The sequence below is a fragment of the Rathayibacter sp. CAU 1779 genome (assembly GCF_054551755.1).
Map to the genome: position 1 here is coordinate 1 of NZ_JBTOLK010000005.1, position 18,656 is coordinate 18,656.

Consider the following 18,656-nt stretch of genomic DNA (forward strand, 5'->3'; position numbering starts at 1 on the left):
ACCAACTCAGCCACATCGTCTACGACACAAGCCCCACCGCAGAAGAAGGCCTCTGGACCCGATCAGGACACGTCCACTAAACGAACACGCCCGAACCCATCCACTCTTTTTGGCCGATAAGCCTCATCGCTGTCTCCCTTTGTTGTCCGGTGATGCGGGTGTCAATGAAGCGGGATGCCAATGAAGCGGGAAGCCGGTGGAGCAGTGGCGGTGCGACCTCTGGCGGTGCGGATGCGCCGACGATGTCGCCCGAAGGACTGAGCGGACTGAACGGTGTCAGGCTATCCCGGTTCGGACGGATCGCGGCGGAAGATCCGCACTCACACGCTTGAGTGTTCTGCTGACGCTGCGGTGCGGATGGCCGCGCCAACTGCCACGTCGCCTCGCAGCTTCGTTGCCGCCTTGTCCGAGGCGGACTTCCCCCGCACCTCGAGCAGCACGGATTCCTCCGCGGGCAGGCCGAGGGAGAGTTGGTGTCCGCGTTGCAGCTCGGATCCCAGTTCGGCGCCGATGACAAGAGCCAGGTTGGCCAGCCAGACCCACAGCAAGGCGACGAGCAGCCCGCCGACGGTGCCGTAGATGCGGTTGTAGCTCGCGAAGGTCGATGCGTAGAAGCCGAATGCCAGCGAGCCGAGCACCATGACGACGACGGCGACGGCTGCGCCCGCGGCAACGTACCGCAGTCTGAGGTGACGCAGGTTCGGGGCGCCGAAGAAGAGCACGACCACCGCCAGGATCACCGAGACGCCGATCAGCGGCCACTTGATCACCTCCCAGGTCGTGAACACGGCGTCGCCGACGCCGAGTGCCGTGCCGATCGTGCGCGCAAGAGGCCCGCTCAGCACGAGGGAGAGCAGCACGAGCACCACCAGGACGAGGGCGACGATCGTGATCAGCACCTGCTGCGAGCGCAGCACAACCGTGCTGCGTCCCTCAGCGACGCCGTAGATGCGGTTGACGGCACGGGTGAAGGCTCCGACGTAGCCGGAAGCCGACCAGATGGCGCCGACGATGCCGACGACGAGGCCGATCCCCGCTGCGGTGGACGAGGTGAGTTGCGTGAGAAGGTCTGCGAGCACGGGCTGCACCTGTTGGGGTGCGACGGCGTCGACCACGTCCAGGAGGGTCTTGGATCCCTCGTGCCTGGCACCGAGGAGACCCAGCACGGAGACGAGCGCCAGGAGTGCCGGCAGAGCCGAGAGGATGGAGAAGTACGTGAGTCCGGCTGCGAGGTCGGAGCATCCGTCTCGTCCGTATTCGCGCAGGGTGCGGGAGAACACGTAGCGCCATGGCATGCGACCGTAGCGGGCGGATGCCGCTGCCTTCGCCTCGCGTCTGCGTTGCGCGGTCTCGACGCGCGTCGGCTCGGCGACGGGCGGATCCTGCTCGCGGTGCCGCTTCCGCCATTTCACGAGCTTGTCGGTGCGTTTCGTCGCACGGTCGGAGTGTTTCTTGGCCAGCCCGAGGGCATCCATGCTCGTCACGCTACGCCGGCGGTGGTGTGCTCCCCCACCCCTTGCGCATCGCGTCGCGATGATGCAGCACACGGCAGGGAACGCAGCCACGATGTGCGGAGACGCGGGCGCTGAGTCAGGGCACGGAACAATGACGGCGGGAATGATGAGAGCGCGTGCAGCGTTGCTGATCTATGCATTCGCATACATCTGAGGTTTTTGCACCGAGAAGGAGTCGCTGTGACCGTGCAGTTCGGGCTGGATACATTCGGGGATGTCCCCCTCGGTGAGGACGGCAGGCAGGGGCCGGGAGCGCAGACGATCCGCAACGTCATCGACGAGGCTGTGCTCGCTGACGAGCTCGGGGTCGACGCCTTCGGCATCGGCGAGCACCACCGTGCGGACTTCGCGGTAAGCGCGCCGGACATCGTGTTGTCGGCGATCGCGGCACGCACGAAGAACATCACCGTCGGCACCGCCGTCACGGTGCTCAGTTCTGACGATCCGGTGCGTGTGTACGAGCGGTTCGCGACACTCGACGCGCTCTCGAACGGACGGGCGGAGGTCACGCTCGGACGCGGATCGTTCACCGAGTCGTTCCCTCTGTTCGGTTACGACTTGTCGCAGTACGAGAAGCTCTTCGAGGAGAAGCTGGAGCTCTTCAGCCTGCTGCGCGAGGAGGAGCCGGTCACGTGGGCCGGCACGGTGCGGGCGCCGCTGACGGACCAGCAGGTGTATCCCAAGACCGAGTCCGGGCGCCTCAAGGCCTGGGTCGGGGTGGGTGGCAGCCCGGAGAGCGTGATCCGCTCTGTGCGGTACGGGATTCCGATGGCGCTGGCCATCATCGGCGGAAACGCCGGCCGTTTCGCACCCTATGTCGATCTGTACAAGCGGGCGCAGGAACAGATGGGGCGAGACCCGATGCCGCTGGCGATGCACTCCCCCGGATTCGTCGCCGACACCGACGAACTGGCGATGGAGCAGCTGTATCCGTACCAGAAGGCCACGACGGACCGGATCGGCGCCGAGCGCGGATGGGCTCCGCAGAGCAGGGAGCAGTACATCAGCGAGGTACGGCACGGTTCGCTGTACGTCGGCTCTCCGGAGACAGTCGCGAAGCGGATCGCGGAGGCGATCCGTGTGCTGGGCGTCGACCGCTTCGACCTCAAGTACGCGAACGGGCCGATGCCGCACGAGCTGCTCGTGCACTCGATCGAACTGTACGCGACGAAGGTGATCCCGCGGGTGCGCGAGCTGCTCGCTGACTGACCTCACGTTTTCGTCGTGGGCGGCGTCTACCGTGTGATGATGCCCCTGCCGTTCGAGAACGTCGTGCACACGCACGGCGACGTGGTGCTGCGCGTCTGCAGGTCGATCCTGACGGTGCACGACGCCGACGACGCGTGGTCGGAGACCTTCCTGGCGGCTTTGGATGCGTATCCGCGCCTTCCCGGAGACGCGAACGTCGAGGCGTGGCTGGTGACGATCGCACGACGCAAATGCATCGACCTGCTTCGCGCCCAGGGTCGCCGCCCGATCACCGTCGAGCGGATGCCAGAGGAGCCCAGCGAGCTCGGAATCCCCGAGCTCGCTGCGGAATCCCAGGAGGAGTCGACCCAGGTCGCGCTGGCCGTCTCGACGCTGCCGGAACGACAGCGTCAGGCGGTGACCTACCACTACCTCGGCGGGCTGAGGTACCAGGAGGTCGCGGACATCATCGGTGGATCGACCGAGGCGGCGAGACGGGCGGCGGCAGACGGCATCCGCTCGCTTCGGCGTGTGATGGGAGCTGTGCGATGACCACGAACGACACGCGGGAACACCTCACCGCGCTGCACGACAGGCTGGAGCGCGAGGCCGCCGAGCGCGGCCTCCTCGATGTTGCCTACCGGTACACGGACTCGCCGATCGGACGACTGCTCGTGGCCGCGACACCGCACGGCATCGTGCGCATCGCGTTCGAACGCGAGGGCTTCGACGCCGTGCTGCAGACGCTTGCCGACAGGGTGAGCGCGCGGGTGCTCGAGGCGCCGACCAAACTCGAGAAGGCGGTCACCGAGCTCGGGGAGTACTTCGAACGTCGACGCACGGAGTTCGACCTGCCGCTCGACCACAGCCTCAGCCGTGGATTCCGCGGCGAGGTGCAGCGACTGCTGCCCACCATCGCGTATGGGCACACGGCGAGCTACGGTCAGCTCGCGGATGCCGCCGGTCGTCCTCGCGCCTTCCGCGCGGTCGGCACGGCGTGCGCCACGAATCCGCTGCCGGTCGTCGTGCCCTGTCACCGCGTGCTGCGTGGCGACGGATCCCTCGGCGGATACGCCGGCGGGCTGGACGCCAAGCGCGCACTCCTCGAGCTCGAGGCGGCGGCGTGAGGACGGGAACGCGCGGGCGCACAGACGCGGCCACCGAGAAGTCCGCAAACCGGTCGACGGGACGGGAACGGTCGGAACCGGACCTGTCGAAACAGGGCATGCAGACCGAGAGGGGCGTGCTCCTCGGGCGGCTGGACCGCGAGGTGGTGCTGCGATCGCTCGTGAACCACAGCGTGCCGGGAGTCGAGCACGTCGATCCCGACGCCGGCACCGTGACACGGCTGGTGCGCGCGAACGCCGGAGACTCGCCAGTCGGCGCCGCGCCTGCTGCGGCCGTCCCGGTCACGGTCGCCGTGCACGAGGACTGCGTCGAGATCCAGGGCATGGCGGATGCGGCGACGATCCAGGTCGTCAGGGAGTGGTTCGACCTGGACACGGACCTCGACAGCGTCGTCGACGCGTTCGCGTCGGATCCGCTGCTGGGACCGCTCGTGCGCGAACGTCCCGCGGTGCGCGTGATCGGGCATCCGGACGGTTTCGAGGCGGCAGTGCAGACCGTGCTCGGCCAGCAGGTGTCGCTCGCCGCGTGCCGCACGTTCACCGGACGCCTGGCATCCGCATACGGATCGCCGGGAGCCGACGGGCTGATCGAGTTCCCCGATCCTGCTGTGGTGGCGACTGCGGAACTCGAAGAGCTGCGTGCTGCGATCGGAATCCCGCTCGCCCGTGCCCGTACCGTGATCGCCCTCGCGGAGGCCTTCGCCGCCGGACTCCGGATCGGACGCTCCAGCGACCAGGCCGCGGTACGCGCCGAGCTGCTCGCGCTGCCGGGCATCGGACCCTGGACGGTCGACTATCTGGCGCTGCGGGTTCTCCGTGATCCGGACGCGTATCCGGTCGGCGACCTCGTACTGCGCAGGGCGCTCGGCGGCGTCTCGCCCGCCGAGGCGCTGGAAATCGGCGAGCGCTGGCACCCCTGGCGCGCCTACGCCACGATGCACCTGTGGACGGCGGATGCTGCCAGTGCCGCTGTGCCGATCGCCCGCTTCGGGGGATGATCGGCACATGGCCGAAACTCTTCCCGCACCCATGCTCGCCAAGGCGATCGACGCGGTTCCCGAACAGGACTCGGTGCCGGGCGGGCTGTCGTACGAACCGAAGTGGGACGGCTTCCGCGGCATCGTCGCCGTGAGCGAGCCTGCTGCCGGCGGCGGCCGCGACGTCGAGATCGGCAGCCGCGGATCCAAGCCGCTCACCCGGTACTTCCCCGAGCTGGTCGCTGCATTCGCCGACCGGCTGCCGCACTGCGTGCTGGACGGGGAGATCGTGCTGCAACGTGGCGAACCGGGCTCGGAACGTCTGGACTGGGAGGCACTGTCGCAACGCATCCATCCGGCGGCGAGCCGCGTCACGATGCTGTCCGAGACCACCCCGGCGATGTTCGTCGCCTTCGACCTGCTCTCGCTCGAGGGCGAGGACCTCATGGGGCGTCCGTTCGCCGAACGTCGTGCCGCGCTCGAGAAGCTCGCTGCGGACTGGGCGCATCCGCTGCACGTGGTTCAGACGACAACGGATGTGGACCTCGCCCGCCGCTGGCTCGTCGAGTTCGAAGGCGCAGGTCTGGACGGCGTCGTCGCGAAGCCGCTCGACGCGCCGTACGCGCCCGGCAAACGGACCATGCTCAAGGTGAAGCACCACCGCACGGCCGATGTGGTGCTGCTCGGATACCGCGTGCACGCCAGCGGCGAAGGCGTCGGGTCGCTGCTGCTCGGGCTCTACGACGCGGACGGTGTGCTGCGCAGCGTGGGCGGAGCATCCGCGTTCAGCAACAGGCGACGCCTCGAGCTCGTCGACGAGCTGGCCCCGCTGGTGGAGCGCGACGCGAACGGAAATGCCGTCACCGGCGAAGGCGAACGCAGTCGGTTCTCGTCGAGCAAGGACGTCTCGTTCGTGAAGCTGCGACCGGAACGCGTGCTCGAGGTGCGGTACGACCAGCTCGAGGGGATGCGCTTCAGGCACACCGTGCAGTTCGAGAGGTGGCGAGACGACCGCGAGCCCGAATCATGCTCGTTCGACCAGCTCGATGTGCCGGCCGCGTACGATCTGTCGAAGGTTCTGAAGTAGTGGTTGTCGTTGATCGAGCGGTAGGTGGTCAGCGGGTCTCTTACTCTTCGCCGACGCGATTGCCTTCGGCGTCCCAGTTGTCCGCCACCTTCTTGCTGGGCTGAACCCGCGGCGGTTCTCCCGGCATCTTCGGGAAATCGGGCGGGAACGGCATTTCGCCGAGACCGTTCTCCACGTCGCGATTCCACCACGACAAGAGCGCGTCGATGCCGCCGGGACGCTCGCCGAAGTCCGCCCACGGATCGCCGAGATCCTTCACGCGCTGCGGCACCGTGAGCACCGTGAAGGCATGCGGATCCACCGACTCCAACTCGTCCCAGGTGACGGGGCACGACACAGGAGCGTGGGCGAGCGCACGCGGGCTGTAGGCACCGGCCATCGTGCGATCGCGGTTCGCCTGGTTGAAGTCGACGAAGATCTTCTCGCCGCGCTCCTCCTTCCACCAGGCGGTGGTGACGGCATCCGGCATGCGTCGCTCCAGCTCGCGGGCCGCCGCGATGACCGCATGCCGAACGTCGAGGAACTCGTGCTCTGCGCGGATCGGGGCGAACACGTGCAGCCCGCGGTTGCCTGACGTCTTCACGTACGCCTCGAGGCCGGCATCCGCAAGCACGGAGCGCAGCTCCATCGCGGCAGGAACAGCGTCGTTGAAGTCGGTGCCGGGCTGCGGGTCGAGGTCGATGCGCAGCTGGTCGGGGTTGTCCGGATCCCCTGCGCGCGAGGCCCACGGGTGGAAGACGACGGTGCCCATCTGCACCGCCCACACGATCGCGGCCGGCTCATCCAGCACGAGCTGCGGATGCGACCGCTTGCTCGGATACACGACCGTCACGTCACGCACGTACGACGGGGTGCCGCGCGGCGGGTTCTTCGAGAAGAACTGCTCGCCGTCGATCGTGTCGCGGAAGCGCTGCAACGACACCGGCCGGTCCCCGTTCGCGGTCAGGAACGGATCCGCCACAGCGACGACGTACCGTGCCAGGTCGAGTTTCGTGATCCCGGCCTCCGGGTACACGACACGTGAGGGATGACTGATGCGCACCGAGCGCGGGCCGTCCGGCCCGTCGACCTCGAGTGTGGTGTCGTCTGCCATGCGCTCCAGTATCAGGCCTGACCGGAGATGTTGGCCATCCAGGCCACGCCGAACCGATCGACCAGCATGCCGAACCAGTCGCCCCACGGCGCCTGGGCGAGCGGCTCCGTGATGGTCGCGCCCTGCGACAGACCGTCCCAGTAGCGGCGAAGTGTCGGCTCGTCGTCGCCGCTCAGCGACACGGTGATCGCACCGCCAGGCGTGTACTCCATGCGATCGGGGGTGTCGGCGCCCATCAGGGTGATGCCGCCTGGCGCGGTGAGCTGGGCGTGCATCACCTTGTCGAGTTCGCTCTCGTTCTCCGACATGTGGAAGTCGCGGAACGTGTTCACGGTGAGGTCGCCGCCGAAGACGGTCTGGTAGAACTCCATCGCCTGCCGCGCGTTGTCACGGAAGCTCAGGTAAGGGTTGAGGATGACGGACATGACTGGCTCTCCTTCGTCGGTCTGAGCCTGGGTATCCGGTGCCGACATCCGCGGCCCGACCGCATCGTGTTGTGGTGTGGCGCACTGTCCTGCGCGCGGGCGCCCTCTGACCGGATCACCACGGATGCTGCGCACGCGCGCTCTTGCGGCTCACGCTACGCGCGGCATCCGCTGGAGTCAGCCCTTGTCCGGAAACTCGGCGGCGTCATCCAGGAGCGCGGGAATGTCGGCCACCCCCTGGAGCAGATGGGTGTGCGGATGCCGTCCCAGCCGGATCGCGTCGGCCGCTCCGGTGAGCACCCCCACCACGTACCGTGCGCCGGCGTTCCTTCCAGCACCGAGGTCGTTGGCCGTATCCCCTGCGACCAGAACGTGGTCGACGCTGCGCACCCCCGTCGCCTCCATCGTGCGGAACACGAGATACGGGGCGGGACGGGATGCCGTCACCTCGTCCGCGGTCACCAGGGCGTCGATGTCCTCGCCGATGCGCCAGCCGGCGGATGCCAGGAGCGGCTCCGCGACCGCACGCGTGTATCCGGTCTGCAGCGCGACCTTCACCCCACGCTTGCGCAGGCTTCTGACCGCCTTGCGCACGCCGGGGAAGAGTCGCGCCGGGGTTGCGGCATAGGCGTCGTCGAGACGCCGCGAGAACACGGCGAACACCTCGTCGGATCGTGCCGGATCGTCGCCGAGGTCGGTGAGCAGTCCGACGATGGCCTCGCGCTTGTCCGTTCCCGTCCACGCGGCGAGGACCTCGGGCGGAACGGGCCGACCGACGGCATCCGCGACGGTGGACTCGAGCACGTCGTACACGGCACCGCCCTCGTCGATCGTGGTGCCCGCCATGTCGAGCGAGACGAGTCTGATGGTCACGAGGTGCTCCCTTGGTCGGGACGGGCGGTGGCGGTGAGCTGGCGGGCGACGAACGCACGCTGCGGCTGATGGGTCCGGGCGTTGCGCACGACGAGGTCCGCGCGGTCGGTGCGGTAGCGGTCATCCGAGAACTCGAGCACGGCGCCGTCTCCGGACGTGGTCACCCTGCGCACCCGCAGCAGCGGCGTGCCCGGCACGACGTTCAGGTGGGCTGCGTCGACGGCGTCCGCCGCGACCGCATCGATCGTGTGCTCGCCGTGGTCGAGCGGAACCCCGCGGCCGATGAGGTATTCGAAGAGCGAGCCCGAGTCCGTGTCGAAGTCGAACAGCAGTCGGCCGACCTCGGCCACGAACGCGGTGCGCTCCACCATGGCCGGCTGGTCGTCGATCGACCGGATGCGCAGCAGCTGCACCGCGAGGTCGTCGGTTCCGATACCGAGCCGGCCGGCGAGAACGGGATCGGGACGACGGAGCGCGAGCTCGATCGTGTGCTGACCCGGGCGGTGCCCGATGGCGCTCACCCAGGCCGAGAACGAGAAGAAATCGTCGATGGACTGCGCGAGAGGTGCCCTCGTCACCGTCGGCACCTTGCCCTGACGGGTCTCGATGAGGCCTTCGACACTCAATGCCGACATCGCCTGCCTGACAGGGCCGCGAGAGGCTCCGAACTGGCCGCACAGCTCCGCCTCGCTGGGCAGCGGATCGCCCGCTGCAAGCTCGCCGCTCAGGATCCGGTCCCGGATCGACGTGCGGACCAGTTCATGGAGTGGCACTCTCATAGCTTGACTATAGAGGTCGCCGACATGCCAGCCGTCGAGGAGGTCCGACACCGAACGTTCACCTCCTGTTGGCCCGCGAATGCTGAGATCAGAGCCGTCGGTGAACATCTCATGACAGGTTGATGGAATCGTTCGGTTCCGACCGGGATGCGCGTGCAGACTCTGTGACGTGACCCACCACCACCCTGCGTCCGACGAACGAGGTCCTCGGGACCGCACGGATGTGCGCCCCGCCGACGCGACCCGCGCACATCCCGAGCATGCCGACCTCCTCGTCGTCGGTGCCGGCATCATCGGACTCGCCCACGCGTGGCACGCCGTGCGGCGCGGGATGTCCGTTCTCGTGATCGAACGCGACGAGCGCGCGGTGGGGGCCAGCATCCGCAATTTCGGGCACATCTGCACGACGGCCCAGGCCGGACTCGCGCTGGAATACGCCCTGGATGCGCGTGAGGAGTGGCTGCGCGTTGGCGCCGAGGCGGGCATCCCGGTGCGCACCGACGGCACACTGGTCCTCGCCCGCACCGCGGCCGAGGTCGCCGTGCTGGAAGAGTTCGCGGCCGACCGTGCCGACGACGTTCGACTGCTCGGCGCGGCCGAGGCCGCATCGCTCGCCGGATTCCACGCTCCTGGGCTGATCGCCGGTGCCCACCTGCTGGACGACCTACGGGTCGACTCCCCCGACGCCGTTCCTGCGCTCGCCCGCCACCTGGCGGAGATCGGCGTGCAGTTCAGGTACGGGGAGAACGCCCTGGAGGTCGCCGGCGGGTTCGTGCGCACCAGCCGTGCCGAGTACACGGCCGGATACGTCGTTCTCGCCGTCGGCCACGACATTGACCGGCACTACCCGGACCTGGCCGAACGAGTCGGCGTTCAGCGCTGTCGTCTGCGGATGCTGGAGATCGACGCGCCAGACGGCATCCGCACCGCACCGGGAGTGTTCACCGGGACGTCCCTGCTGCGGTACGACGGCTTCGCCTCGACCGAGGCCGCCACCCGCCTGCGCGCCGAACTGAGCGAATCGGATCCCGAGCTCCTCGAGAACACCGTCAACCTCATGTTCACCCAACGCCCCGACGGGCGCGTGGTGATCGGCGACACCCACCACTACGCCACCACGCTGACGCCGTTCGAGGACGAAGACCTCGACGGTCTGCTGCTGGATCGATTCCGCCGGCTGTTCGGGACCGAGCAGCTGCGGGTGCGACGCCGTTGGCGAGGCGTCTACGCCGCAGCGCAGAGCGGTCCGTTCCTCATGGCCAACCCCGAGCCGGGCATCGCTGTCGCCACGGTGACCAGCGGGATCGGGATGACCACGGGTTTCGGTCTCGCCCGCGCCGTGCTGGACGAGTTCGTGTTCGACCGGACCCCGCGATGACGCGGCGTCGCGTTCCAGCACGCTCCCGTCCCCGGCGACCCCAGCGCCTCGATGCGGCTACGACTTCCCCTGTCACCTCGCGAAACCCGAACACGCACACCCGGAAGGAACATCCATGAACACACACGCACCGCACTCGGCTCGACGCCGGGTCAGGGGCATCGTCACGGTCGCAGCGATGGCTGCCGCCGTCGCCGTTTCTCTCACCGGCTGCGCCGGCTCCGGCCAGGCCGCGGCCAAGGCCGACGCCGACTGCACGACGCTGACGAAGGCTCAGGCGGAGAAGGCAACGAGCGCCGCCGACTTCGGAGGCTTCGACTGCCTCGTGCAGGCGGCCAACGCGGAGGGTCACCTGAACGTGATCACGCTGCCCCCGTCATGGGCGAACTACGGCGCGATCATCGCGGGATTCCAGAAGAAGTATCCGCAGATCAAGATCAACTCCGAGAACCCCAACGGCTCCTCCCAGGACGAGGTCGATGCCGCGCACAACGACAAGGGCAACACGAACGCCCCCGACGTGTTCGACCTCGGCACCGCGGTGCTGAGCGCGAACATGGACGTCGTCACGCCCTACAAGGTGCGGAACTGGGAGACGATCCCGGCCGACTTCAAGGATGCCGACGGCAAGTGGGCCTACGACTACACCGGCCTGATGTCCATCGGCTACGACTCGTCCAAGTTCAAGACCGCACCGAAGAATCTGGACGACCTTCTCAGCTCGGACTACTCGAAGTCCGTCGCCATCAAGATGTCTCCCGTGAAGGCGAATGAAGCCCTCATGGCGGTCGTGCTCGCCTCGCTCGAGAACGGCGGCACGCTCGACAACCTGCAGCCTGGCGTCGACTTCTTCACGAAGCTCAAGGACGCCGGCAACTACATTCCGACAGTGGCTGCGCAGTCCACCGTGAACAGCGGAGAGACCCCCGTCGTTCTGCAGTGGTCGTACAACAATGTCGCGTGGGGCGACTCGTCACAGGGCGGGAACCCCAACTTCAAGACGGTGATCCCCAAGGGAGCAGCGGTCGGTTCGTACTACAACCAGGCTGTCGCGTCCCAGGCCGCCAACCCTGCAGCTGCCCGGCTCTGGGAGGAGTACCTCTTCACCCCGCAGGTCCAGAACCTCTACCTGGCATCGGGTGCCTATCCGTCCATGCTCGCCGCGATGACGAAGGACGGAACGGTCGACAAGAGCGTGCTGGCCAAGGTGGGGGCGGCGCCCGCCGCCATCTCGCAGCTCAGCGCCGACCAGGCGTCGAAGGCCGGAACGTTCATCACGACCGCCTGGCCGGCGGCCGGAATGGGCAACTGATCGGCAACCGACCCAACGAGAGCTGACATGACCGCAACGACAGCAGCGGCGGTCGGCCACGCCGAGAGCGTCGCGGGCACCAGCCAGCGACGCCTCTCGGCCGGCTGGCTGTGGTTCACCCCGTTCGCCGCGTACACCCTCGTCTTCATGGCCGTTCCGACGGCGCTCGCCGTCTGGAGCGGACTCACCACGAAGGACGGCGAGTTCACCCTCGCGAACTTCTCGGCCTTCCTGCAGCCCGGAATCGTGAAAGCCTTCGCGAACTCGGTGCTTCTCTCGCTGGCCGTCGCCGTCGTGTCGGCCGTGCTGGGCGGCATCGTCTGCGTCGCACTCCTCGCAGCGCACCCACGCGGCATCCTCCGCACCGTTGTGGACTCCGCCAGTTCTGTGCTCGCCCAGTTCGGCGGTGTGATGCTCGCCTTCGCGTTCATCGCGACGATCGGCAACTCCGGCCTGGTCACCCTGTGGCTCAAGGACGCCTTCGGATTCGACCTCAACTCGCTCGCACCGGATCCCACCGCCGGCCCGCTGCTCTATCAGGCGGCGGGACTGTTCTTTCCCTACTGCTACTTCTCGATCCCGCTCATGGTGATCGTCTTCATGCCGGCCATCGAAGGACTGCGCCCGCAGTGGGGCGAGGCCGTCGCCACCCTCGGCGGAGGGCGTCTTCAGTACTGGATCCGCGTCGGGCTTCCCGTGCTCGCACCCTCGTTCTTCGGCTCGATGATCCTCGTCTTCGCCAGCGCGTTCTCGTCGTTCGCCACTGCCGCCGCGCTCACGAATGCGGGCATCCTGGTCCCCGTCGTCATGCAGCAGTTCCTCGGCAGCGAGACCTCCGCCAGCGTCGCCCACATTCCTGGCGTGCTCGCCATCGGCATGCTGGTCATCATGGCGGTGGTCATGGCCGCCTACGGGATGCTGCAGCGCCGGGCAGCGAGGTGGCAGCGATGAGCCGGAACGATCATGCACTGCGCGTTGGAGCGACGCCCGGCAAGACGGCCTCCACGATCATCCTGGCGATCACCGGACTCGCGTTCCTGTTCCCGCTCTACGCGCTGGGCGCCTTCGCGTTCCAGCCCGTCGGGCAGCACTCCGGATTCACGCTGGACCACCTCGGCGCGCTCTCGGACCCGGTGCGGGCGTTCCAGTACCAGCAGTTGTGGGAGGGGATCCAGAACTCGCTCCTCATCGCCGTCATCACCGTGGCTCTCATGCTCGTGTTCCTCGTGCCGGCGATGATCATGGCCGAGCTGCGCTTCCGAAAGGCGCGGCGTGTCATCGAGGTCGTCTGCCTCCTGCCCATCTCGATCCCCACGGTGGTGCTGGCCGTCGGATTCGTGCCGGTGTATCAGCAGATCTGGAGCGTGACCGGCGCCGTTCCGTGGGTGCTCGCGTTCGCCATCGGCATCATCGCCTTGCCGTTCGCGTTCCGGCCGATCCACGCGAGCATCTCAGGCGTCGACATGATCACGCTCAGCGAGGCGGCCCGCTCGCTCGGCGCGGGATGGCTGGCGACCGTGTGGTCGGTCATCCTGCCCAACCTCCGTCGGGGCATGCTGTCGGCAGCGCTGCTGACCGTCTCGGTCGTGCTCGGCGAGTTCACGATCGCGTCGTTCCTGCAGCAGAACACCTTCCAGACGGGCCTCGCACTCCTGGAACAGGCCGATCCGTACGTCGCCTCGACGTTCGCGCTCGCGGCGCTGCTCTTCGTCTTCCTCATTCTGGTGGTCATCGGATCCGTGGGATCCGGGCGCCGCACCCGAAAGGCATCGTGATGACTCTGCATTCCCCGGCGACACTCCCAGCACCCGCCGAAGCGTCCGCCCCGGCACGCCGCACCGCAGGCACGGCGGTGCAGCTCGTCGACATCGTGAAGAGCTACGGCAGCCACCGCGCACTGCAGGGCGTGAACCTGAGCATCCATCCCGGCGAGTTCGTCGCACTGCTCGGACCATCGGGCTGCGGCAAGACGACGCTGTTGCGGACACTGTCCGGCCTGGAGAGCGTGGACGCGGGCAGCATCCTGGTCGACGGCGCCGACGTCGCCCGTGTTCCCGCCAACAAGCGGGACACCGGCATGGTCTTCCAGTCGTATTCGCTGTTCCCTCACCTCACAGCTCGCCAGAACGTCGAATTCGGACTGCGGATGCGCAAGGTCGACTCGCGCCGGCGTACCGCGCGCGCATCCGAAGCCCTCGACCTGGTCGGGCTCGCCGACTACGGCGCACGGTACGCGCACGAGCTCTCCGGGGGACAGCAGCAGCGCGTCGCCCTCGCTCGCGCACTGGTCACCCGCCCGCGTGTTCTGCTGCTGGACGAACCGCTGTCAGCGCTCGACGCGAAGGTGCGGGTGTCGTTGCGCGAGCAGATCCGGCGCATCCAGCGCGATCTCGGCATCACGACGGTCTTCGTCACGCACGACCAGGAGGAGGCGCTCGCCGTCGCCGATCGAGTCGCGGTCATGAACGCCGGCACGATCGAACAGATCGGCACACCGGAGCAGCTCTACCTGCAGCCGACAACACCGTTCGTGGCCGATTTCGTGGGTCTCAGCAACCGGCTGCCCGGTGTCATGGACGGAGACGAGGTCGTCGTCCATGGCAGCCGGCTGTCGGTTCTCGGCGACGGGGCATCCGGAGACGTGACTGCGCTGGTGCGTCCGGAGGACCTGGAGCTCGACGATCGTACGAACGCCACCGGTGCAGCCGGTGAGCGCGGGGCCGGTTGGCTGCCAGCCGTCGTCGTTACCTCGAGCTTCCTCGGGTCGTTCCGCCGCACCACCGTGCGGCTCGCGGACGACACGCTCGTCTCGGTCCAGCACGACGTGCGCGACCGCCCGGTGCCGGACACCGAGGTCGGAGTGCGCCTGAAGGGACGCCCCGTGTCGGTGAGGGCGCGGTAGGACGGGCAGGAGCCGGTGCGTGCCCGGCGCGAGCCCCTGCTGACTCTCGTCACGACTCCTGGCGGGGTTGGGGCGAAGGGAATGCCGACAGCGCACGGACCGCGACTGCCTTCAGCCGTGCTCGGCTGACGCCGGCCGCCGCCTGCACGGCGAGACCGGTGGCGAGCGTGAAGAGGTACTTGGCCAGGTCGCGCGGATCCTCGTCGGCAGGCAGGTCGCCCTCCTCGATCGCCCGCGCGAATCGTTCGGCGAAGCGAGCCTCTCCGCCTTCGCGCCTGGCGACGACGAACTCGATGGCGCTGCGGTCTTCCGGCGCGCTCGAGCTCCCCGCCTGCACGGAGAGGCAGCCGCGCGGCCTGCCCTGTTTCGTGATGGCGCGGACGTTGTCGTGCAGATAGTGTTCGGCGACGGCTCTGGCGGTCGGCTGGGCGAGCGCCTCATCCAGGTAGTCGAGCGTGGTCTCCCCGTAGCGCTGAACGGCCAGCCGGAACGTGTTCTCCTTGTTGCCGAACGCCGCGTACAGACTGGGCCGGTTGATGCCCATCGCCTCCGTCAGGTCGCTCAGCGATGTTCCCTCGTAACCCTGACGCCAGAACACCTCGATGGCGCGATCTAACGCCACGTCGAGATCGAAACCGCGCGGACGGCCCCGCGCGACCGTCGTGCGTTCGGCTGGCTTCCCCTCGACCAACTTCATGCAAGGACTCCTCTGCACAACCGCGTCAATTTATTTACCAATCAGTATACAAATCCCGATCACACTGCTACGTTCTGTACCGACTCGAACACAAATCGTGACACCGGGCGAAGGGATCCGGTTCACACCCGAACCCGAGGAGCAGACCATGGATCCAGCGCCGACCTACCTCATCACCGGCGGCACCGCCGGCATCGGGCTCGCCGTCGCGAAGCTGCTGACGAATGACGGCGCCCACGTCATCATCACCGGCCGGCGTCAGGGTGCGCTCGACGACGCCGTCGAACTGCTCGGCGGATCGGCACACGGCATCCGTGCCGACTCCGCGTCGGCGAAGGACCTCGACGAGCTGTTCGCCGGCGTCCGGGAGCACGAGGTCGGGCTGGACGGCCTCGTTGTGAACGCGGGCGGCGGAGACCTGCAAGCCCTGGAAGAGGTGACACCCGACGATATCGACCGCGCATTCGGTGCCAACGTGCGCGGCGCGATCCTCACGGTGCAGAAGGCCATCGAACTGCTGCGGCCGCACGCATCCATCGTCATCATCGGCTCGACGGTGGCCGAGGGCGGAGCGCCCGGGTTCGGCCTCTACTCCGGCGCGAAGGCCGCTCTGCGCGCGCTCACGCGCACCTGGGCCGCCGAGCTCGCCGGTCGCGGCTTCCGCGTGAACCAGGTCGTGCCCGGTCCGACGGACACACCCGGTCTCAGCGGGCTGGCGCCGGACAACCCCGAGGCGCTGCTCGACCGACTGAGGGCGCACCTCCCGTTCAAACGGCTCGTCCAGCCAGACGAAACCGCGGAGGTGGTCCGTTTCCTGCTGTCGCCCCGAAGCAGCGCCATCACCGGCAGCGAGCTCTACGCCGACGGCGGCGAGGCACATCACAAGAGCGTGCCGACGACCGTCTGAGCCCGACGGATCGGCAGCGAGTCCGGAACGGACCGGTCGTCGCGATCAGCGGACCGGCTCGCCCGACACGCTCTCCCCCAAGACGCCCAAGAGTCGCGCGTAGGACTCGTCGGGGTTGAGCGTGCCGGTGTCGATGCGGACGACGCCCGGTCGCGCCGCGAGATACACGTCGAGATCGGCACGGATGCGGTCCAGTAGATCGCTGTCGGTGAGCACGAGGGACTGCTGGACGTAGGCATCGACCTCGTGCTCCGGCCGTTTCGCCGCGAGGCGTCTGCCGTGCTGAACGGGATCGGCCAGGAGGGCGATCTCGGTGTAGTCCGCGCCGGCGGCAACCGCGATGTCGTCGGCCCACGGATGCGAGTCGTGGCTCGTGATCAGCTGCGGCAGGATGACATCCGCGCCGCTCTGCAGGTGCCTCACGCCCATCGCCATGCCCAGGTCTCGTGCCGCGAGCAATGCCGCGTCGAAGTCCTGCTGCCAGCCGCCGACCAGGCCGACAACGACATCCAGGTCGAGGTTCAGCGTGCCAGGATGCTCGGTCGCGTAGCGTCGGGCAAGCGTCGACTTGCCAACGCGCGACGGGCCGTTGAGGTGGATGAGTCGGGGCATTCGGCCACCCTAGCGAGCCGCTCTGCACGGCGCGGCTCGGGCTGCCATGCGGGTGCCGACTCGACGACGATTGCACGAGCGCGACCTTTGTGGGAGCGCTCTCTTGACGCCCGCACCGACGCGGGCCACGATCGTGCAAGGGGGCCGCCATCAGGGCTGCTCTCGGTCTCGATGAGGAGATGACATGAAGCGATCACTGTCGCGCAGCGTCATGGCGGCCGTCGCCGTCGGAGCGTGCGCGATCGGCGGGCTGGCGATGAGCCTGCCGGCCCAGGCCGCGGGAACCGCGGCCGGCAATCACGCACTCGGCACCTCGACGAAGCTCTTCGTGAAGGCGCCGGACTCCGACGCAGTGAAGCAGGGCGTCAAACTCCTGTTGACGAAGGGCGGGGCGAAGGATGCCGCGGCCCTTGCCAAGGTGGAGCTCACTCCGCAGGCGGTGTGGCTCGACGGCGGAACGGCCGCCGACGTGCGAAAGACCGTGCAGAAGACGATGCTCGCGGCGACGCTCGAGAAGGCGACACCCGTGTTCGTGGCCTACGACATCCCCGGCCGCGACTGCAGCCAGTACTCGGCCGGCGGCGCCGCGAACACTGCGGACTACGAGTCGTGGATCGACGGGATCGCGGCGGGAATCGGGAACGGAAAGGCGGCCATCCTGGTGGAGCCCGACGGACTCGGCCTGCTGCCGACGACGGACTGCATCGGCACCCACGGACTCGACCCGGCGACGTATCCGTTCACCGATACCGAGCGCTATTCCGAGCTGAACTACGCGGTGACGGCGTTGGAGTCGAGGCCGAACACGAGCGTGTATCTGGATGCCACGCACAGCGCGTGGATGAACGTCGGCGACATCGCGACCCGGCTCATCCAGGCGGGCGTGAACAGGGCGCAGGGATTCTTCCTCAACGTGTCCAACTACCAGTACACGGCCAACAGCACGCAGTATGGCACCTGGATCTCGCAGTGCATCGCACTGCTGGGCGCCGACCCGTCCGCTTCGTGCCCGAACCAGTACTGGAACGGCGGCCCGGACGGCACGAAGATCGCCTCACTGCTCGGCGCGTGGACCGGCGTCGCTCTGGACAACTACGGGCAGTGGAGCGACACAAGCGATGACCCCGCCCTCAACACGAGCGGCATCAACGCCCAGTATGCGTCGGCGATCAGCGGTTCAGGCGTGCAGGCCACAGCGCACTTCGTGATCGACACCAGTCGCAACGGCACAGGGGCGAACAGCATGACCGCATACACGGCAGCGCCGTACAATCAGCCACCATCCGACCTCTCCGCGCTGCAGAGCGGCAACTGGTGCAACCCACCAGGCGCAGGGCTCGGCCTGAAGCCAACGACCACCACGGGCGTTGCGCTGCTCGATGCCTACCTCTGGGTGAAGACCCCTGGCGAGTCCGATGGCCAGTGCAATGCGGCAGGTGCAGGGCGCGGGTGGGATTACAGCGCGTACACGCAGCCGGGCTGGCCGACGGATCCGGCGGGGCAGGCATCCTTCGACCCGCTCTGGGGGCAGGTCGACCCGGCCGCCGGCGACTGGTTCCCGGCCCAGATGCTCGACCTCATTCACCACGCGAACCCGGCCGTGAAATAGTGTCCGTGAACCGGTGAGCGGGTCGGACGCGAAGCGTCACTCGCGAGAACCGATCGATCGTCGCACGCACGAGGCCCCGCCATGCGGCGGGGCCTCGTGCTCTGCGCCGGCGGACGATGAGCGGCCTCGACCGTAAGCCACCACGCTGCCGCCGCCCACTGCCAGAGGAAGATCGG

General features: G+C 68.0%; 19 protein-coding genes. 12 read left to right on the plus strand and 7 right to left on the minus strand.

The genetic code is table 11. The features are described from left to right. Positions 1-320: 320 nt before the first annotated feature. Positions 321-1,475: a YihY/virulence factor BrkB family protein gene (locus ACX9R5_RS17660; RefSeq protein ID WP_459410375.1), complete on the minus strand. Its 1,155-nt coding sequence runs from the start codon at positions 1,473-1,475 to the stop codon at positions 321-323. Positions 1,476-1,694: 219 nt separating this feature from the next. Between ACX9R5_RS17660 and ACX9R5_RS17665 the strand changes: the two genes are divergently transcribed. The 5 genes from ACX9R5_RS17665 (at position 1,695) to ACX9R5_RS17685 (ending at position 5,893) form a co-directional block, all read left to right on the plus strand. Then, the gene (locus ACX9R5_RS17665) at positions 1,695-2,723 is read left to right on the plus strand and encodes an LLM class flavin-dependent oxidoreductase (protein ID WP_459410376.1); all 1,029 of its coding nucleotides are present in this window, start codon (positions 1,695-1,697) and stop codon (positions 2,721-2,723) included. 39 nt (positions 2,724-2,762) lie between these two features. Beyond that, positions 2,763-3,254 carry an RNA polymerase sigma factor gene (locus tag ACX9R5_RS17670; protein ID WP_459410377.1) on the plus strand — a complete coding sequence of 164 codons (492 nt, stop codon included), beginning with the start codon at positions 2,763-2,765 and terminating at the stop codon, positions 3,252-3,254. Continuing rightward, positions 3,251-3,829, plus strand: coding sequence for a methylated-DNA--[protein]-cysteine S-methyltransferase (locus tag ACX9R5_RS17675; RefSeq protein WP_459410378.1), 579 nt, complete (start codon positions 3,251-3,253; stop codon positions 3,827-3,829). The genes ACX9R5_RS17670 and ACX9R5_RS17675 overlap by 4 nt, the downstream gene beginning before the upstream one ends. A gap of 98 nt (positions 3,830-3,927) precedes the next feature. Then, positions 3,928-4,827, plus strand: coding sequence for a DNA-3-methyladenine glycosylase family protein (locus tag ACX9R5_RS17680; RefSeq protein WP_459410379.1), 900 nt, complete (start codon positions 3,928-3,930; stop codon positions 4,825-4,827). Between the two features lie 7 nt (positions 4,828-4,834). After that, a complete protein-coding gene (locus tag ACX9R5_RS17685; protein ID WP_459410380.1) occupies positions 4,835-5,893 on the plus strand; it encodes an ATP-dependent DNA ligase in 1,059 nt (352 codons plus the stop codon). A gap of 40 nt (positions 5,894-5,933) precedes the next feature. Here the strand turns inward: ACX9R5_RS17685 and ligD are convergent, their stop codons facing one another. The 4 genes from ligD to ACX9R5_RS17705 all read right to left on the minus strand — a co-directional run bounded on the left by ligD (position 5,934) and on the right by ACX9R5_RS17705 (position 9,063). Beyond that, the gene (ligD, locus tag ACX9R5_RS17690) at positions 5,934-6,986 is read right to left on the minus strand and encodes a non-homologous end-joining DNA ligase (protein WP_459410381.1); all 1,053 of its coding nucleotides are present in this window, start codon (positions 6,984-6,986) and stop codon (positions 5,934-5,936) included. Positions 6,987-6,997: 11 nt separating this feature from the next. Beyond that, positions 6,998-7,411 carry a VOC family protein gene (locus tag ACX9R5_RS17695; RefSeq protein ID WP_459410382.1) on the minus strand — a complete coding sequence of 138 codons (414 nt, stop codon included), beginning with the start codon at positions 7,409-7,411 and terminating at the stop codon, positions 6,998-7,000. 177 nt (positions 7,412-7,588) lie between these two features. Next, entirely contained in the window at positions 7,589-8,284 is a 696-nt protein-coding gene (locus ACX9R5_RS17700) for a phosphonatase-like hydrolase (RefSeq protein WP_459410383.1), read from the minus strand. Then, the gene (locus ACX9R5_RS17705) at positions 8,281-9,063 is read right to left on the minus strand and encodes a GntR family transcriptional regulator (protein WP_459410384.1); all 783 of its coding nucleotides are present in this window, start codon (positions 9,061-9,063) and stop codon (positions 8,281-8,283) included. The genes ACX9R5_RS17700 and ACX9R5_RS17705 overlap by 4 nt, the downstream gene beginning before the upstream one ends. Positions 9,064-9,232: 169 nt before the next feature. Between ACX9R5_RS17705 and ACX9R5_RS17710 the strand changes: the two genes are divergently transcribed. The 5 genes from ACX9R5_RS17710 (at position 9,233) to ACX9R5_RS17730 (ending at position 14,655) form a co-directional block, all read left to right on the plus strand. Further along, positions 9,233-10,441, plus strand: a complete 1,209-nt coding sequence (locus ACX9R5_RS17710) for a TIGR03364 family FAD-dependent oxidoreductase (protein WP_459410385.1) — start codon at positions 9,233-9,235, stop codon at positions 10,439-10,441. A gap of 115 nt (positions 10,442-10,556) precedes the next feature. Next, on the plus strand, positions 10,557-11,753 hold the full coding sequence (locus ACX9R5_RS17715) for an ABC transporter substrate-binding protein (protein WP_459410386.1): 1,197 nt from the start codon (positions 10,557-10,559) through the stop codon (positions 11,751-11,753). 27 nt (positions 11,754-11,780) lie between these two features. Then, complete coding sequence (locus ACX9R5_RS17720) at positions 11,781-12,704, plus strand: ABC transporter permease (RefSeq protein ID WP_459410387.1); 924 nt, start codon at positions 11,781-11,783, stop codon at positions 12,702-12,704. Continuing rightward, on the plus strand, positions 12,701-13,528 hold the full coding sequence (locus ACX9R5_RS17725; protein WP_459410388.1) for an ABC transporter permease: 828 nt from the start codon (positions 12,701-12,703) through the stop codon (positions 13,526-13,528). Before ACX9R5_RS17720 ends, ACX9R5_RS17725 begins: the two co-directional genes overlap by 4 nt. Further along, complete coding sequence (locus tag ACX9R5_RS17730; RefSeq protein ID WP_459410389.1) at positions 13,528-14,655, plus strand: ABC transporter ATP-binding protein; 1,128 nt, start codon at positions 13,528-13,530, stop codon at positions 14,653-14,655. Before ACX9R5_RS17725 ends, ACX9R5_RS17730 begins: the two co-directional genes overlap by 1 nt. A 49-nt stretch (positions 14,656-14,704) precedes the next feature. On the opposite strand, the gene ACX9R5_RS17735 is transcribed toward ACX9R5_RS17730, so the two are convergent. Further along, a complete protein-coding gene (locus tag ACX9R5_RS17735) occupies positions 14,705-15,352 on the minus strand; it encodes a TetR/AcrR family transcriptional regulator (RefSeq protein WP_459410390.1) in 648 nt (215 codons plus the stop codon). Between the two features lie 148 nt (positions 15,353-15,500). Here ACX9R5_RS17735 and ACX9R5_RS17740 point away from each other — a divergent pair, with 148 nt between their 5' ends. Next, complete coding sequence (locus tag ACX9R5_RS17740) at positions 15,501-16,259, plus strand: SDR family NAD(P)-dependent oxidoreductase (RefSeq protein WP_459410391.1); 759 nt, start codon at positions 15,501-15,503, stop codon at positions 16,257-16,259. A 45-nt stretch (positions 16,260-16,304) separates the two neighbouring features. Here ACX9R5_RS17740 and ACX9R5_RS17745 read toward each other — a convergent pair whose 3' ends face one another. After that, a complete protein-coding gene (locus ACX9R5_RS17745; protein ID WP_459410392.1) occupies positions 16,305-16,871 on the minus strand; it encodes an AAA family ATPase in 567 nt (188 codons plus the stop codon). A gap of 184 nt (positions 16,872-17,055) precedes the next feature. On the opposite strand from ACX9R5_RS17745, the gene ACX9R5_RS17750 reads away from it, so the two are divergent. Further along, the gene (locus ACX9R5_RS17750) at positions 17,056-18,480 is read left to right on the plus strand and encodes a glycoside hydrolase family 6 protein (RefSeq protein WP_459410393.1); all 1,425 of its coding nucleotides are present in this window, start codon (positions 17,056-17,058) and stop codon (positions 18,478-18,480) included. Positions 18,481-18,656 lie beyond the last annotated feature (176 nt).

Excerpts from the sequence above, each read along its gene's own strand:
- ACX9R5_RS17745 (WP_459410392.1), bottom strand. The coding sequence starts at position 16,871 with ATGCCCCGACTCATCCACCTCAACGGCCCGTCGCGCGTTGGCAAGTCG.
- ACX9R5_RS17725 (WP_459410388.1), top strand. The coding sequence starts at position 12,701 with ATGAGCCGGAACGATCATGCACTGCGCGTTGGAGCGACGCCCGGCAAG.
- ACX9R5_RS17715 (WP_459410386.1), top strand. The coding sequence starts at position 10,557 with ATGAACACACACGCACCGCACTCGGCTCGACGCCGGGTCAGGGGCATC.
- ACX9R5_RS17670 (WP_459410377.1), top strand. The coding sequence starts at position 2,763 with ATGCCCCTGCCGTTCGAGAACGTCGTGCACACGCACGGCGACGTGGTG.
- ACX9R5_RS17720 (WP_459410387.1), top strand. The coding sequence starts at position 11,781 with ATGACCGCAACGACAGCAGCGGCGGTCGGCCACGCCGAGAGCGTCGCG.
- ACX9R5_RS17675 (WP_459410378.1), top strand. The coding sequence starts at position 3,251 with ATGACCACGAACGACACGCGGGAACACCTCACCGCGCTGCACGACAGG.
- ACX9R5_RS17735 (WP_459410390.1), bottom strand. The coding sequence starts at position 15,352 with ATGAAGTTGGTCGAGGGGAAGCCAGCCGAACGCACGACGGTCGCGCGG.
- ACX9R5_RS17685 (WP_459410380.1), top strand. The coding sequence starts at position 4,835 with ATGGCCGAAACTCTTCCCGCACCCATGCTCGCCAAGGCGATCGACGCG.
- ACX9R5_RS17730 (WP_459410389.1), top strand. The coding sequence starts at position 13,528 with ATGACTCTGCATTCCCCGGCGACACTCCCAGCACCCGCCGAAGCGTCC.
- ligD (WP_459410381.1), bottom strand. The coding sequence starts at position 6,986 with ATGGCAGACGACACCACACTCGAGGTCGACGGGCCGGACGGCCCGCGC.
- ACX9R5_RS17660 (WP_459410375.1), bottom strand. The coding sequence starts at position 1,475 with ATGGATGCCCTCGGGCTGGCCAAGAAACACTCCGACCGTGCGACGAAA.
- ACX9R5_RS17705 (WP_459410384.1), bottom strand. The coding sequence starts at position 9,063 with ATGAGAGTGCCACTCCATGAACTGGTCCGCACGTCGATCCGGGACCGG.
- ACX9R5_RS17680 (WP_459410379.1), top strand. The coding sequence starts at position 3,928 with ATGCAGACCGAGAGGGGCGTGCTCCTCGGGCGGCTGGACCGCGAGGTG.
- ACX9R5_RS17695 (WP_459410382.1), bottom strand. The coding sequence starts at position 7,411 with ATGTCCGTCATCCTCAACCCTTACCTGAGCTTCCGTGACAACGCGCGG.
- ACX9R5_RS17750 (WP_459410393.1), top strand. The coding sequence starts at position 17,056 with ATGAAGCGATCACTGTCGCGCAGCGTCATGGCGGCCGTCGCCGTCGGA.
- ACX9R5_RS17740 (WP_459410391.1), top strand. The coding sequence starts at position 15,501 with ATGGATCCAGCGCCGACCTACCTCATCACCGGCGGCACCGCCGGCATC.